This window comes from Micromonospora sp. NBC_01699 (assembly GCF_036250065.1).
GTDB lineage: Bacteria > Actinomycetota > Actinomycetes > Mycobacteriales > Micromonosporaceae > Micromonospora_G.
In genome coordinates this window covers 6,216,851-6,230,785 of the sequence record NZ_CP109199.1, presented here as the reverse complement: position 1 = coordinate 6,230,785, position 13,935 = coordinate 6,216,851, and the positions used below count along the sequence as shown (strand labels likewise).

Here is a 13,935-nt window from a genome sequence, read left to right as displayed (position 1 = left end):
GACCGAGGCGTTCGCTCGGTTCAGTGCGATCAGGCGGTGAAGACGCCGGCCTCGACGAGCCGCTTGTCGGCGGTGTCCCAGCCTTCGCCCGGGAACGCCGCAGCCAGACCGGCGATCTCGGCCCGGATCTTGACGGCGTGGCCGGCACCGGCGAGCTGACGAAGCTCCTCGATGAAGGCGTCGGAGTCGGTGCGTACGTGCACGGTCTTGCCGTTGGTCAGGTTCCGCACGTAGGCGTGCTTGCCGCCGTTGAGCGGGATCAGGTACTTGAACTCGCCGAGCACGCTCAGGGCGCCACCCTGACCGGCCTGGCCGGCGCGGACTGACGCGCGCGCGGTCTTTGAGGTGTTGCTCGCCACGGAAGTACTCCTTGCCAGACATAACGGGAGGACGGAATGCGCGACGGCAACACGCCGGACGCGCCTGGTGGCCGGGGGGCCGCCGAACTGCTGTTTGGTGGCCGGAGCCACCAGAGCCTGCTGTTTTGGCGGCCGGGGCCACCGAAGAACCTGCTGTTGGCGGCCGGAGCCACCGGATATACGAACGCACGGCGACACAGGACGCCGAGTGAACTTTACACGACCACGAGAGCCGTACGGCGACCGCGGTCTGTCGTGAGGAATGAACACCCACTAGCGGGACGGCTATTCCGGCATGCCAAAATTCCGATTCTCTGGCGCACCATCCGTCACACGAGTCATCATGTGTTCCAGCATCGCCTGGTGATCGAGGTCGTAGGGGAAGACGCACCTCGCTCTCCGGGAGGTCACCGTGCCAACGCGTGGCGTCGTATACGTCCACTCGACCCCGCTCGCCGTGTGTGCACACGTCGAGTGGGCGATCGCGCGCGTCCTTACCGTGCCGGTCAATCTGCACTGGACGGTTCAACCCGTCGATCCCGGCGCACGCCGGGCGGAGTGCAGTTGGTCCGGCCGGCCGGGGACGGGCGCGGAACTGGCTGCTGCCCTCCGGCAGTGGCCGATGATCCGTTTCGAGATCACCGAGGAGCCGAGCGCCGGGGTCGACGGCGAGCGGTTCATGTACGTCCCGGGACGCGGGCTGTTCCGGGCCACCACCGGCGCCGCCGGCGACATCCAGCTCGGTGAGGACCGGCTGCGCGCCATCATGGCGGCGGCACGGGCTCCCGAGGCGCTGGCGCACGCCCTGGACAAGGCACTCGGAACGGCGTGGGACGCCGAGCTGGAGCCCTACCGGTACGCCGGTGACGGGGCGCCGGTGACGCTGCTCACCAGGGTCGGCTGACCGGTGCGGGGACGCCCTGGTCAAGTTGCCCTGATAAGGGGGGAACTGATGGGATAGCGGGATGCCGACCCCCCTCCGGCGTACCATCGCCGCGCTCGCCGTACTGGCCGCGCTGACCGCGACCGGCTGTGCCGGTCGACCCGACCAGGGCACCACGAGCGCGAACCCCACCACCCCGGCCGACCCCACGACCGGCGCGATCCCGTCCGGTGCCGGGGACCCGGCGGCGCGGGCGGCCGACCTGGTCGGCCGGCTGACCGACGAGGACCTGGTCGGCCAGGTGCTGATGCCGTACGCGTACGGCAGCTCGGCCACCAAGGTCACGCTCGGCTCGGCGACCGGCAACAAGGCGCTGGCCGGAGTCGAGACCCCGGCCGAGATGATCGCGAAGTACCGGCTCGGCGGGCTGATCCTGGTCGGCTTCTCCGCCGACGATCCGACGAACCAGAACCAGGTCACCACGAACGTCGACAACGTCGAGCAGGTGCACGGGCTGACCGGCGGGCTGCGGGAGGCCGCCGGCAAGCTGCCGGCCGGCGCCGCGCCGCTGCTGATCGGCACCGACCAGGAGTTCGGTGTGGTGACCCGGATCGGCACCGGCGTCACGGTGCTGCCCAGCGCGATGGCCTTCGGGGCGGCCCGGAACCCGGCCCTGACCGAGGCCGCCTGGCAGGCCGCCGGCACCGAGCTCGCCGCCCTCGGCATCAACGTCGACTTCGCCCCGGACGCCGACGTGCTCGGCGCGCACAGCACCGTGATCGGCTCCCGATCCTTCGGCGACGACCCCAAGACCACCGGCGACCAGGTCGCCGCCGCCGTACGCGGACTCCAGGGTGCGGGGGTCGCGGCGACCATCAAGCACTTCCCCGGCCACGGTCACACCGCCGCCGACTCGCACGACGACCTGCCGCAGCTCGCCCAGGACCGGGCCGCGCTCGACACCGGCGACCTGCCGCCGTTCACCGCCGGCATCGCCGCCGGCGCCGGCCTGGTCATGTCCGGGCACCTGGACGTACGGGCGATCGACCCGGGGGTGCCGGCCACCTTCTCGCACAGGGTGCTCACCGACCTGCTCCGTGGCCAACTCGGCTTCAAGGGCGTGCTGGTCACCGACGGGATGAACATGGCACCGGCGATGCGCTACCCGCCGGGCGAGGCGGCCGTCCGGGCGATCAACGCCGGCAACGACCTGCTGCTGATGCCGCCGAACGTGACCCAGGCGTACGACGGGCTGCTGGCCGGCGTACGCGACGGAACGCTGCCCCGGACCCGGCTGGTCGAGGCGGTGACCCGGGTGCTCACGCTGAAGTTCAGCCTCGCCGGGCGGCCGGCGCCGTCGATGGAGACGCTGGACACGGCGGCGCACCGGGAGGCCGCCCGGAAGGTGGCGAACGCGTCCGTCACCGCGCTGCGCGGCACCTGCGCCCAGGTGGCCGTACCCGGCCCGATCACGGTCACCGCCGCCAACGGGCGGGAGAAGACCGCCGCCACGCTCACCGAGGCGCTGCGCGCCGCCGGTGCCACCGTCGTCGCCCAGGGCGGCACGATCGTGCACCTGGTCGGGTACGGCGACGCCGCCGCCGACCTCAACGGCGCCGCCGGGGTGACCGTCGCGATGGACACCCCGTACCTGCTGGAGACGGCGAAGTCACCGGTGCTGCTGGCGACGTACTCGTCGACGGCCGTGTCGATGGCGGCACTGGCCGACGTACTCGCCGGCAAGGCCCGGCCGACCGGCCACTCGCCGGTGCCGGTGACCGGCCTGGCACGCAGTTCCTGCACCGGCTGAGCGTCCGGTCCGCCGGTTGGTCATCGGCCTGCCGGAATCCCGCTGCTGGTAGCGTTCGGAAGTCCGCCGGGTCGACCGGAACGGGGGTGCGCGGGCCGTGACGCAACCGGGACCGGCGCTGTCCGTGGTCGTGCCGATGTTCAACGAGGAAAGCGTGCTGCCGCTGCTGGTCGAGCGGCTGCGCGGCGCCCTCGACGGGCTCGGCGAGCCCTACGAGGTGGTCGCGGTCGACGACGGCAGCACCGACGGCACCGCCGTCGCGCTGACCGGAATCCGGGCCCACTGGCCCCAACTGCGGGTGCTCCGGCTGCGGCGCAACAGCGGACACCAGGCCGCGCTCGTCGCCGGGGTGCTGCGGGCCCGGGGCGAGCACGTGGTCAGCATCGACGCCGACCTCCAGGATCCGCCGGAGACCATCGCCGAGATGCTGCGGGTCGCCCGCACCCGACAGCTCGACATCGTGTACGGCGTGCGCGCCGACCGGAGCAGCGACACGGTCTTCAAGCGGTGGACCGCCGGGCTCTACTACCGGCTGATGCGACGGCTGGTCGGCAAGCAGGTGCCCGCCCAGGCCGGTGACTTCCGCCTGCTCAGCCGGGCCGCGGTGGAGGCGCTGCGGGAGTTGCCGGAACGGACCCCGGTGCTCCGGCTGGTCGTACCCTGGCTCGGTTTTCCCAGCGGCGAGGTGACCTACCTGCGCGACGAGCGGGCGGCCGGGCGGACCAAGTACCCGGTGTCCCGGATGGTCGGCCTCGCCGCCGACAGCGTGACCAGCTTCTCCGCCGCCCCGCTGCGCTTCGCCACCTGGCTCGGCCTGGCCGGGGTGGCGGTCTGCGCGCTGCTGGTGGTGGTGGCCGTGGTCGCGTACTTCTTCGGCGCGACGGTCAGCGGCTGGCCCTCACTCTACGTGGCGGTGCTGTTCCTCGGCGCCGTACAACTGCTCTGTCTCGGCCTGCTGGGGGAGTACGTGGCCCGGATCTACACGGCGGTGCAGGCGCGGCCGGCGTACTTCGTCGCTACCGACAGCGCCGACGACCCGCCGCCCACCGACACCGCGCCCACCGACGCGACCGGCATCGCCGGCGCCGACGACGTGGCCGCCCTCGCCGACACGCTCCGTTGACCGCCGTCACCTCGGGCGCACCCGCCCTGCGCACCCCGAGCGACCGGCCCGCGTCCGCCGTCGACACCCTGCGCCGGTACGCACCCGCCGGGGCGGTCCTCGTCGTCCTCACCGCCATCCTGCTCGACGCCGGCACCCCGGCCCTCGACATCGCCCGCTACACCGGCTACGCCCTGCTGGCCGTCGTGCTGCCCGGCACCCTGGTCTACCGGGCGCTGCGCGCCCGACCGCACACCCTGGTCGAGGACCTGGCCGTCGGCGCCGCCGTCGGACTGGTGCTGGAACTGGCCGCCTGGGCCGTCCTGACCGGACTCGGGCTCGAATCCTGGCTCCGCTACTGGCCGGTCGCGGTGCTGCTGCCGTTCCTCGCCGTACCGCGACTGCGCCGGCACTGGCGGGTCCGCGGCTACACCCCGGTCCCAACCGGCTGGGCCTGGTCGGTCGCGGCCGTGATCGTCGGCTTCACCGCGTACCTCGCCGAGTCGTTCCTCTACCGCAACCCGATCCTGCCCACCGGGGAAGGGCAGGCGCAGTACATCGACCTGCCGTTCCAGCTTTCCATCGCCGGTGCCGCCACCCACCAGATGCCGCCGGACGTGCCGCAGGTGGCCGGCGAACCACTGCACTACCACTGGTTCGGCTTCGCCCACATGGCGGCGGCGAGCCTGGTCAGCGGGGTCGACCTGCCCACGGTCTTCTTCCGGCTGGCCGTACCGGCGCTCTGCCTGCTCGCGGTGCTGCTGGTGGCGGTCGTCGGCTGGCGGATCACCGGCCGGGCGTACGCGGGCGCGGGCGCGGCGGCACTGATGTTCACCATCGGCGAGTTCGGCTACGAGAACGGGATCCGCCAACTCTTCGGCACCCAGGCCACGTTCATCGTCTGGGGCAGCCCGTCGATGACGTACAGCTGGGTGTTGCTGTTGCCACTGATCGCGGTCCTGGCCGACCGGATCGGCCCGGCCCGCGACGTGCGGGTGCCACCCCTGGGTCGGGGCGCCTGGGTGCTCGCCGCGCTCCTGCTGGCCGCCTCCACCGGCGCCAAGGCCAGTACGGTCCCGGTCGTCGCCGTCGCCCTCGCGCTGACCGCCCTGGTGACCCTGGTGGTACGCCGCCGGCTGGCCTGGCCGGTGATCCTCGCCGGAATGCTGGCCCTGGCCGCCCAGGGCTTCGCCACCGCTATCCTGTTCGCGTTCGAGAGCCACGGCGTCACCATCGACCCGTTCTCCGGCCTGCGGCCCTTCGTCGGCACGGTCGACCGCCCGGCCGGCACCACCGCCCTGCTCTGGGTCGCCGTCGGGCTCGCCTTCCTGGTCAACCTGCACCTGCGGCTGGCCGGCATCGTCGCGCTGGTCCGGTACCGCCGGTTCCGGCTCGAACCGGTGCAGGTGTTCCTACTCGGCGGCGCCCTCGCCGGCCCGGCGATCTACCTGCTCGTCGGCCACCCCGGCAGCAGCAACCAGTACTTCATCCGGGCCGGCTTCGCGTTCGGCGTGATCGCCTCCGCCTGGGGTTACGCCGAACTGCTCGAACGGGCCCGGCTGACCATCCGCAGCCGGATCCTGCTCGGGGTCGGCGCGGCCGGGTTCGCGTTCGTCCTGAGCCTGATCCAGCTCGGTTACCCGGCCGGGGTCTACCGCGCGCCGAGCTGGGACCCGCTCCGGCCGCTGCTCTGGTGGGCGGCGGCGCTCGCCGGGCTCGCCGTACTCGGGCTGCTGCTCTGGCCGGCACTGGCCGGACGCTGGCCCCGGTTGCGCGGGCGCGGGGCGGCGATCCTGCTCACCGGCGTACTGGTCGCCGGGGCACCGGGACTGGTGATGGACGCGTGGGCGGGACACCGCTACCCCAACGGCGGCGCGTACGCGGTGGTGCCGATGCCGGCGTCCCGGGTGACCGCCGCCCGCTGGCTGTACGAGCACAGCGAACCGGACGACGTGGTCGCCACCAACGTGCACTGCCGGGCGATGGTCGACGGCTCGTGCGACGCCCGCTCGTTCTGGCTGAGCGCCTACACCGAGCGCTCGGTGCTGGTCGAGGGCTGGTCGTTCGCGCCCCGGATGGTCGGGCTGCCCGGCGGCCCGTACGCCCCGTTCTGGGACCCGGAGCGCCTGCGCGCCAACGACGACGCCTTCACCGCACCAACCCCCGAGGGTCTGTCCACCCTCCGCACCCGCTACAACGTCCGCTGGCTGGTCGCCGACCGCACCACCGCCACCGAGTCCCCCGCCCTCGCCACCCTGGCTACCCCCCGCTTCGACAACGGCCCCCTAGCCATCTACGAACTCCACCCCTGACCCCGCCCTCCCCGCCCGCCCCGTTCGCAGGGCGGCACTCTTCCCTGTACTAGTGGCGATCATGGGGAGGGGCGGTGGGCGCGGAGCATGAGGGAGACGCCGGGGAGGGACTTGACGGGGAGGTGGCGTTCGGCGGTGATGATCGTTCGGAGGGCTAGGTTGACCAGGGCCGGCGGGTTGTCGAGGTCGCTGCCGGTGGACTTGCGGCGGCGCCAGGCGGCCACCGGGCGGAGCACCACGTTCCAGCTCCAGAGTTCGTCGACCACCAGGCCGGACCGCTCCAGCACCGACACCAGCGAGGTCCGGTCGTACCGCCGGACGTGACCGACCGCCACGTCGTGGGCAGACCACAACCGCATGTCACACGGTACGGCGATCAGCGCGGTCCCGCCCGGCCGCAGCGTACGCCGGATCTCCGCCGCGGCGAGATCGTCCTCGTCGATGTGTTCGAGGATGTCGAAGGCGACCACCAGACCGAGGCTCGCCGACGGCAGCGGCAGGTGCCGGGCGTCGGCGCGGAGCACGTGCAGACCGCGTTCGGCGGCCACCTGCGCGCCCTCGGCGCTGTACTCCAGCGCCACCGGCCGCCAGCCGTGCGCCCGCAGCACCCGGGTGTTGCCACCCCCGGCGGCACCGATGTCCAACGCCCGGTCGCCGGCCGCTTCCGGTCCCGCTCCGGCGGGAGCCGCCGACCCGCCCGGCCCGGCCCGGTGCGGGCCCTGGCCGGCGGCGGCGAGCCGGCGCAGCGAGCGGGCCAACAGGGCCCGCCGCTCCCGGTACCACCAGTGGGAGTCCTCCAGGGCGGCCAGCTTGCGGATCTCGGTCGCTTCCACGGGGGTTCACCCTAGGCCACCGCGCCGGGCGGCAGGCCGCAGGAGTACGGCGAAGGGGCCCCGGAGATACCGGAGCCCCTTGACGTACCGGGGAACTACAGCGGGATGTTGCCGTGGGCGCCGCGTGCGGCCGGAGCACCGGCCAGCGCCTCGGCGATCCGTCGCCGGGTCGAGGCGGGCTCGATCACGTCGTCGACCACGCCGATCTCCAGCGCCCGGTTCACCCCGCCCGCGGTCTTGGTCTGCTCCTCGATCAGCTGCGCCCGCATCGCCTCACGCTCGGCGGCCGGGGTGGCGGCGATCTTCTTGCGGTGCAGGATGTTGACCGCCGCCGACGCGCCCATCACGGCGACCTCGGCGTTCGGCCAGGCGAAGACCGCGGTGGCACCCAGCGAACGGGAGTTCATCGCGATGTACGCGCCGCCGTACGCCTTGCGGGTCACCAGGGTCACCCGGGGCACTACCGCCTCGGCGAAGGCGTGCAGCAGCTTGGCGCCGCGGCGTACCACGCCGTCCCACTCCTGGCCCAGACCGGGCAGGTAACCCGGCACGTCGACCAGCACGATCAGCGGTACGCCGAGCGCGTCGCACATCCGCACGAACCGGGCCGCCTTCTCGGCGCTGGACGCGTCCAGGCAGCCGCCGAGCCGCAGCGGGTTGTTTGCGATCACGCCGACGGTACGACCGGCGAAGCGACCGAGCACGGTCACCACGTTCGGCGCCCACTTGGCGTGCAGTTCCACCCCGGCGGCGTCGAGCAGCGCCTTCACCACCGGCTTGACGTCGTACGCCCGGTTCGGCTCCGGCGGCATCAGCGCGGCGAGGTCGTGGCCGTCCTGGGCGGTCGGCGGGATGTCGGCCGGGCTCAGCCGCCCCTGGTGACCCAGCAGCGCGGCCAGCTTCCGTGCCTCGACCAGGGCCGACGCGTCGTCCTTCGTGGTCACGTGCACCACGCCGGAGCGCCGGCCGTGCGGCTCGGGGCCGCCGAGGCGCTCCATGTCGACCTGCTCGCCGGTGACGCTGCGGACCACCTCCGGCCCGGTCACGAAGATCCGGCCGGCGCCGCTCATCACCACGATGTCGGTCAGTGCCGGTCCGTACGCGGCACCGCCGGCCGCCGGGCCGAGCACCACCGAGATCTGCGGCACCTGCCCGGAGGCGCGCACCATGGCGGCGAAGACCTGGCCGACCGCGTCGAGTGCGACCACGCCCTCGGCCAGCCGGGCGCCGCCGGAGTGCCAGAGGCCGAGCACCGGTACCCGGTCGCGTACGGCGGTGTCGATCGCGTCGACGATGTGCTGGCACCCGACGGTGCCCATCGCGCCGCCCATCCGGGTCGCGTCGGTGGCGTACGCGACGGCCGGGGTGCCGTCGACCTCGCCCCGGGCCCAGAGCACGCCCGAGTCGTCGCGCGGCACCAGCAGGCGCAGCGAACCGGCGTCGAACAGGGACCGGAGCCGCAACTCGGGGTCGCGGTAGTCGACGGTCGAGGAATCAGCGCTGACAGAAGTGGTGGTCACGTACGCCTCCAATCACACCCCGGTCGGGTACGCGGGCGTACCCGACCGGAGCAGGCAGATGGTCTCAGGCCCGCGTGAAGATGAGAGCCACGTTATGCCCGCCGAAGCCGAACGAATTGTTCAGAGCTGCGGGAATGTCAAGGTGACGCGCCTTGTGGGCGACCACGTCGAGCAGGCCGTCCTCCGGGTCGTCGAGGTTGATCGTCGGCGGGACGATCGAGTCCCGGATGGACAGGATGGTCGCGATCGACTCGACCGCGCCCGCCGCGCCGAGCAGGTGCCCGATCAGCGACTTCGTGGCGGTCAACACGGGGTGGTCGCCGAGGGCGGCACGCAGACCGGCGACCTCCAGCATGTCGCCGACCGGGGTGGAGGTGGCGTGCGCGTTGACGTGCACGATGTCCGACCGGTCGAGGTCCGCGTCGGCCAGTGCGAACCGGATCGCCCGCTTGAAACCGGCGCCCTCCGGGTGCGGCTGGACGATGTCGTACCCGTCGGAGGTGATCCCGGCCCCGGCGAGCCTGGCGTAGACCCGCGCGCCGCGAGCGGCGGCGTGGTCGGCCCGTTCGAGGACGAGCACCCCGGCGCCCTCACCGAGGACGAACCCGTCCCGGCCCTTGTCCCAGGGGCGGGACGCGGTCAGCGGGTCGTCGTTGCGGATCGACATGGCCCGCGCCGAGGCGAAACCGGCGATCGGCAGCGGGTGGATGACCGCCTCGGTGCCACCGGCGACGACCACGTCGGCGCGACCCGACCTGATCATGTCCAGTCCGAGCGCGATCGCTTCCGCGCCGGTCGCGCAGGCGCTGGCGACCGAGTGCACGCCGGCCTGGGCGCCGAGTTCGAGCCCGACCCAGGCTGCCGGTCCGTTCGGCATCAGCATCGGGACGGTGTGCGGGGAGACCCGCCGCGGCCCCTTCGCCTCCAGGATGTCGTCCTGGGCGAGCAGGGTCTGCGCGCCACCGATGCCGGTGCCGACGCTGACCCCGAGCCGCTCCGGGTCCAGGCCGGAGTCGGCCAGCCCGGAGTCGGCCCACGCCTCGTGGGCGGCGATCAGGGCGATCGCCTCGGACCGGTCGAGCCGGCGCAGCTTGACCCGGTCGAGTACCTCGGACGGGTCGACCGCCAGCTCGGCGGCGATCCGGACCGGTAGTTGCGCGGCCCACTCCTGGGTGAGCGGTCCCACCCCGGAGTGGCCGGCGAGCATGGCGTCCCAGGTCGACGCGACGTCCCCGCCGAGCGGGGTCGTCGCGCCGAGCCCGGTGACGACGACGTCGGGGCGAGTCATGATCAGGACTGTGCCTCGATGTAGGCGACCGCGTCGCCCACGGTCTTCAGGTTCTGTACCTCGTTGTCGGGGATCTTCACGCCGAACTTCTCCTCGGCCGCGACGACGACCTCGACCATGGAGAGCGAGTCGACGTCAAGGTCGTCGGTGAACGACTTCTCCTCGGCGACGTCGTCCGGGTTCACCCCGGCAACCTCTTCGAGGATCTCGGCGAGGCCGGCGGTGATCTCGTCACGGGTCGTCATGGTGCTGGTTTCCTCTCGGTAAGTGGATCTGCGCTGGCGGACGATACCGCCTGCACCGGACCGCGCGTGCCGGCCGGTGGGGTTTCTGGTGGTCCGCCGGGTGGCGTACCGGGGGGCGGGGCTCAGGGGCAGCGGACGACCTGGCCGGCGTAGGTGAGACCGCCGCCGAAGCCGAACAGCAGGACCGGGGCGCCCTTGGCGATGGCCCGCTGGTCGACCAGCTTGGACAGGGCCAGCGGTACGCTCGCCGCCGAGGTGTTGCCGGACTCGACGATGTCCCGGGCGATCACCGCGTTGGGCATGCCGAGGCGCTTGGCGATGCCCTCGATGATCCGCAGGTTGGCCTGGTGCGGCACGAACGCGGCGATGTCCTCCGGGGCCACCCCGGCCCGCTCGCACGCCTGGAGGGCGAGCGGGGCGAGCGCGGTGGTCGCCCAGCGGAAGACCGTCTGGCCCTCCTGCTGGATGTACGGGCGCCAGCCCTCGATCCGTACGGCGTCGCTCTTCTCCGGCACCGAGCCCCAGACGACCGGGCCGATGCCCGGGGTGTCGCCGTCGTCCTGGGCGCTGACCACCGCGGCACCGGCGCCGTCACCGAAGATGATGCAGGTCGAGCGGTCGGTCCAGTCGGTGAAGTCGGAGAGCTTCTCGGCGCCGATGACCAGGGCGTTGCGGGCAGCTCCGGCGCGCAGCGCGTGGTCGGCCGTGCCGAGGGCGTAGGAGAAGCCGGAGCAGGCGGTGTTGAGGTCGAACGCGGCGGGGGCGTCGATGCCGAGCTTGGCGGCGACCCGGCAGGCGACGTTCGGGCTGCGGTCGATCGACGAGCAGGTGGCGACGACGACCATGTCGATGTCGGCGGCGGTGAGCCCGGACTTGGCCAGCGCGGTGTCGGCCGCGGCGGTGGCCATGTCACTGACGGTCTCGCTGTCGGCGATCCGGCGGGTGACGATGCCGACCCGGTCCCGGATCCACTCGTCGTTGGTGTCGACGATCTTGGCCAGGTCGTCGTTGGTGAGGACCCGGGATGGCTGGTAGTGCCCCATGGCGACGATGCGACTCATGAAAGGTGTCCTCCGATGCGGGCGAGGGGTTGGCCCGGGGCGACCGGGTCGTCGGGTGAGGCCAGCCATTCGGTGAGCACTCCGGAGCAGTGCGCGGCCACCTCGGTCGGCCCCTGCCGGCTGGTGACGTGGCCGATGGACTGCCCGGACTTGATCGTGTCGCCCTCGTTGAGGTCGACGGCGGGTACGAACGTACCCGCGCTCGGCGCGACCACCACCCGGAACTGCATGGTGGGTTCGTGACTGGGAGCCATCCCATGCCGCGCGATCAGGTCGCGGGCGGCGGGCAGGTCGTCGGGGGTGTTGAGGGTGACGATCTCCGGCACCCCGGTGGCCTTGAGCTCGCGCTTGACCAGCCCGGCGAGGGTGCCGGCCGGCGGAAGTTCGATCACGCCGGTGACGCCGAGGTCGGCCAGGGTGGCCATGCACAGGTCCCAGCGCACCGGGGCGGTCACCTGCCGGACCAGCCGCTGGAGCATGTCCCGACCGTGGTTGACGGCGGCGCCGTCGAGGTTGGACAGCAGCAGCCGGACCGGGTCGGTCGGCACGATGCCGGCGGCGATGCCGGCGAGCGCCTGCTCGGCCGGGGCCATGTACGGGCTGTGGAAGGCGCCGGCGACCTGGAGCAGGCGTACCCGGGATCCGGCCGGCGGCTCGGCGGCGAGCTTCTCCAGCCGGTCGACGGCACCGGCGGCGACGATCTGGCCGGCGCCGTTGAGATTGGCCGGGTAGAGGCCGTGGGCCTCGATCGCGGCGATGACCTGTTCCGGGTCGCCGCCGAGCAGGGCGGCCATACCGGTCGGTTCGAGCGCGCAGGCGGCGGCCATCTCCCGGCCGCGTACGCCGGCCAGGGTGATGGCGGCCTCGGCGGGCAGTACGCCGGCCAGGGCGGCGGCACCCAGTTCGCCGACGCTGTGGCCGGCGGTGAGGCTGACGTCGTACATCGGGAGGTGTTCGGCGGCGAGCAGCGCGGCGGCGACCAGCAGCGGCTGGGTGCGCGCGGTGTCCTTGATCTCGTCCGCGTCGGCGGTGGTGCCGAGGTGGACGAGGTCCACTCCGGCGAGTGCGGACCACCAGCGCAGTCGCGCCTCCGTGCCGGTCAGGTCGAGCCAGGGAGTGAGGAAGCCGGGCTTCTGTGAGCCCTGGCCAGGCGAGAGTACGGCGAGCACGGTTATGACTCTGCTGGATACTGGTCGGTCACGTGCTTGCCGCAAGCCACCAAACCACACTACGACCTTTGTGGGGTTCCTACAAAGATCGGTGGTGGTGATGCAGGTTATGAACCCTTTGTGGTAAACGGTCGTTCATGTCCGGGTCCGCCGAAGCCGGGTGCGGCCGGGTCCAACCGGCCGATCGTCAGCGCCATCCGCAACGCGAACGCGTCCCGCGGGGTCAGTGGCGAGAACCCGGTCACGTCGGCGATCCGGCGCAGCCGGTAACGCACCGTGTTCGGATGGACGAACAGCGCGCGGGCCGCGCTCTCCAGCACCCCACCGGCGGCGAAGAAGGCGTCCATCGTCTCCAACAACTCACCGCCGGCCCGGACCAGCGGCGCGTACACGCCCTGCCGCAGCCCGCGCCGGGCCTCCGAGTCGCCCGCGAGGGCCCGCTCCGGCAGCAGGTCGACCGCGGCCACCGGGCGCGGCGCGCCGGGCCACGCCGGAGCCGCCCGGAACCCGGACAGCGCGGCGCGGGCCGAGTCGGTCGCCTCGTCCAGGCTCGGCACGGCCGGGCCGACCACCACCGGGCCGTCACCGAAGCCGCCGAGCAGCCGCCCGGTCGCCGCCAGCGGGTCCACCGCCCCGCCGAGGACCAGCACCAGCCGGTCCCCGTGCACGCCGCCGATCGTCTCCACCCCGATCCGCCGGGCCGCCCGGTAGAGGGTGTGCAACACCGCCGCCACCTCGCCGCCGGGGGAGCGGCCGACCGCGACCGACACCGGCGGGGCGTCCGCCCAGCCGAGCGCCGCCGCCCGGCTGGCCAACACGTCGGACGAGTCGCCGCGCAGCAGGGCATCCACCAGCAGGGCCTGCAACCTGGCATCCCAGGCGCCGCGCGTCTCGGCGGCCCGCGCGTACACCCGGGCGGCGGCGAACGCGATCTCGCGGGAGAACTTCAGCACCACCTCGCGGAGCAGTTGCTCCTCGCCGGGCGCGGCCAGCTCCGGCACCTGCTCCTCGACCACGTCGATGGTCACCTTGATCAGGGCGACGGTCTGTTGCAGGCTGATCGACCGGGCCAGCGCCCGGGGCGCCGAGGCGAACACCTCGTCGGAGACCTCCTGCGGGTTCTCCCGGGCGCCACCGCCATGGCGCAGCCACTCGACCAGGGAGCTGACGCCGGACTGCGCGACCAGCATGACCCAGGCCCGCTGTTCGGCCGGCAGTCCCCGGAACCAGGGCAGGGTCTCGTCCATCCGGGCCATGCTCGCGGTGGCCAGGGTGCCCGCCGCGCGTTCGATCCGACGCAGGGTGGCGGCCAGCTCCCCACCATCCGCCTCGGTCACCCCGTCACCCTGTCAC

At 72.9% G+C, this 13,935-nt stretch carries 12 protein-coding genes; 4 read left to right on the top strand and 8 right to left on the bottom strand.

Annotated features, from left to right (window positions below; genetic code table 11):
* Positions 1-29: 29 nt before the first annotated feature.
* Positions 30-359, bottom strand: a complete 330-nt coding sequence (locus OG792_RS25285) for a hypothetical protein (protein WP_329102937.1) — start codon at positions 357-359, stop codon at positions 30-32.
* A gap of 412 nt (positions 360-771) precedes the next feature.
* Here OG792_RS25285 and OG792_RS25280 point away from each other — a divergent pair, with 412 nt between their 5' ends.
* The 4 genes from OG792_RS25280 (at position 772) to OG792_RS25265 (ending at position 6,466) form a co-directional block, all read left to right on the top strand.
* Positions 772-1,263, top strand: a complete 492-nt coding sequence (locus tag OG792_RS25280) for a DUF3145 domain-containing protein (RefSeq protein ID WP_329102935.1) — start codon at positions 772-774, stop codon at positions 1,261-1,263.
* 61 nt (positions 1,264-1,324) lie between these two features.
* Positions 1,325-3,052 carry a glycoside hydrolase family 3 protein gene (locus OG792_RS25275; RefSeq protein ID WP_329102933.1) on the top strand — a complete coding sequence of 576 codons (1,728 nt, stop codon included), beginning with the start codon at positions 1,325-1,327 and terminating at the stop codon, positions 3,050-3,052.
* Between the two features lie 136 nt (positions 3,053-3,188).
* Positions 3,189-4,175: a glycosyltransferase family 2 protein gene (locus OG792_RS25270; RefSeq protein ID WP_442932499.1), complete on the top strand. Its 987-nt coding sequence runs from the start codon at positions 3,189-3,191 to the stop codon at positions 4,173-4,175.
* Complete coding sequence (locus OG792_RS25265; protein ID WP_329102929.1) at positions 4,172-6,466, top strand: hypothetical protein; 2,295 nt, start codon at positions 4,172-4,174, stop codon at positions 6,464-6,466. Before OG792_RS25270 ends, OG792_RS25265 begins: the two co-directional genes overlap by 4 nt.
* A gap of 59 nt (positions 6,467-6,525) precedes the next feature.
* On the opposite strand, the gene OG792_RS25260 is transcribed toward OG792_RS25265, so the two are convergent.
* The 7 genes from OG792_RS25260 to OG792_RS25230 all read right to left on the bottom strand — a co-directional run bounded on the left by OG792_RS25260 (position 6,526) and on the right by OG792_RS25230 (position 13,919).
* The gene (locus OG792_RS25260; protein WP_329102927.1) at positions 6,526-7,299 is read right to left on the bottom strand and encodes a class I SAM-dependent methyltransferase; all 774 of its coding nucleotides are present in this window, start codon (positions 7,297-7,299) and stop codon (positions 6,526-6,528) included.
* 95 nt (positions 7,300-7,394) lie between these two features.
* Positions 7,395-8,819: an acyl-CoA carboxylase subunit beta gene (locus OG792_RS25255; RefSeq protein ID WP_329102925.1), complete on the bottom strand. Its 1,425-nt coding sequence runs from the start codon at positions 8,817-8,819 to the stop codon at positions 7,395-7,397.
* 64 nt (positions 8,820-8,883) lie between these two features.
* The gene (gene fabF, locus OG792_RS25250; RefSeq protein ID WP_329102923.1) at positions 8,884-10,107 is read right to left on the bottom strand and encodes a beta-ketoacyl-ACP synthase II; all 1,224 of its coding nucleotides are present in this window, start codon (positions 10,105-10,107) and stop codon (positions 8,884-8,886) included.
* 2 nt (positions 10,108-10,109) lie between these two features.
* Positions 10,110-10,352: an acyl carrier protein gene (locus OG792_RS25245; protein WP_326556500.1), complete on the bottom strand. Its 243-nt coding sequence runs from the start codon at positions 10,350-10,352 to the stop codon at positions 10,110-10,112.
* A gap of 122 nt (positions 10,353-10,474) precedes the next feature.
* On the bottom strand, positions 10,475-11,413 hold the full coding sequence (locus OG792_RS25240) for a beta-ketoacyl-ACP synthase III (protein ID WP_329102920.1): 939 nt from the start codon (positions 11,411-11,413) through the stop codon (positions 10,475-10,477).
* Positions 11,410-12,582 (bottom strand): acyltransferase domain-containing protein, encoded by a 1,173-nt coding sequence (locus OG792_RS25235; protein ID WP_329102918.1) that lies wholly within the window; start codon positions 12,580-12,582, stop codon positions 11,410-11,412. Before OG792_RS25235 ends, OG792_RS25240 begins: the two co-directional genes overlap by 4 nt.
* A 107-nt stretch (positions 12,583-12,689) precedes the next feature.
* On the bottom strand, positions 12,690-13,919 hold the full coding sequence (locus OG792_RS25230) for a PucR family transcriptional regulator (protein WP_329102916.1): 1,230 nt from the start codon (positions 13,917-13,919) through the stop codon (positions 12,690-12,692).
* Positions 13,920-13,935 lie beyond the last annotated feature (16 nt).

Excerpts from the sequence above, each read along its gene's own strand:
- OG792_RS25275 (WP_329102933.1), top strand. The coding sequence starts at position 1,325 with ATGCCGACCCCCCTCCGGCGTACCATCGCCGCGCTCGCCGTACTGGCC.
- OG792_RS25270 (WP_442932499.1), top strand. The coding sequence starts at position 3,189 with ATGTTCAACGAGGAAAGCGTGCTGCCGCTGCTGGTCGAGCGGCTGCGC.
- fabF (WP_329102923.1), bottom strand. The coding sequence starts at position 10,107 with ATGACTCGCCCCGACGTCGTCGTCACCGGGCTCGGCGCGACGACCCCG.
- OG792_RS25245 (WP_326556500.1), bottom strand. The coding sequence starts at position 10,352 with ATGACGACCCGTGACGAGATCACCGCCGGCCTCGCCGAGATCCTCGAA.
- OG792_RS25240 (WP_329102920.1), bottom strand. The coding sequence starts at position 11,413 with ATGAGTCGCATCGTCGCCATGGGGCACTACCAGCCATCCCGGGTCCTC.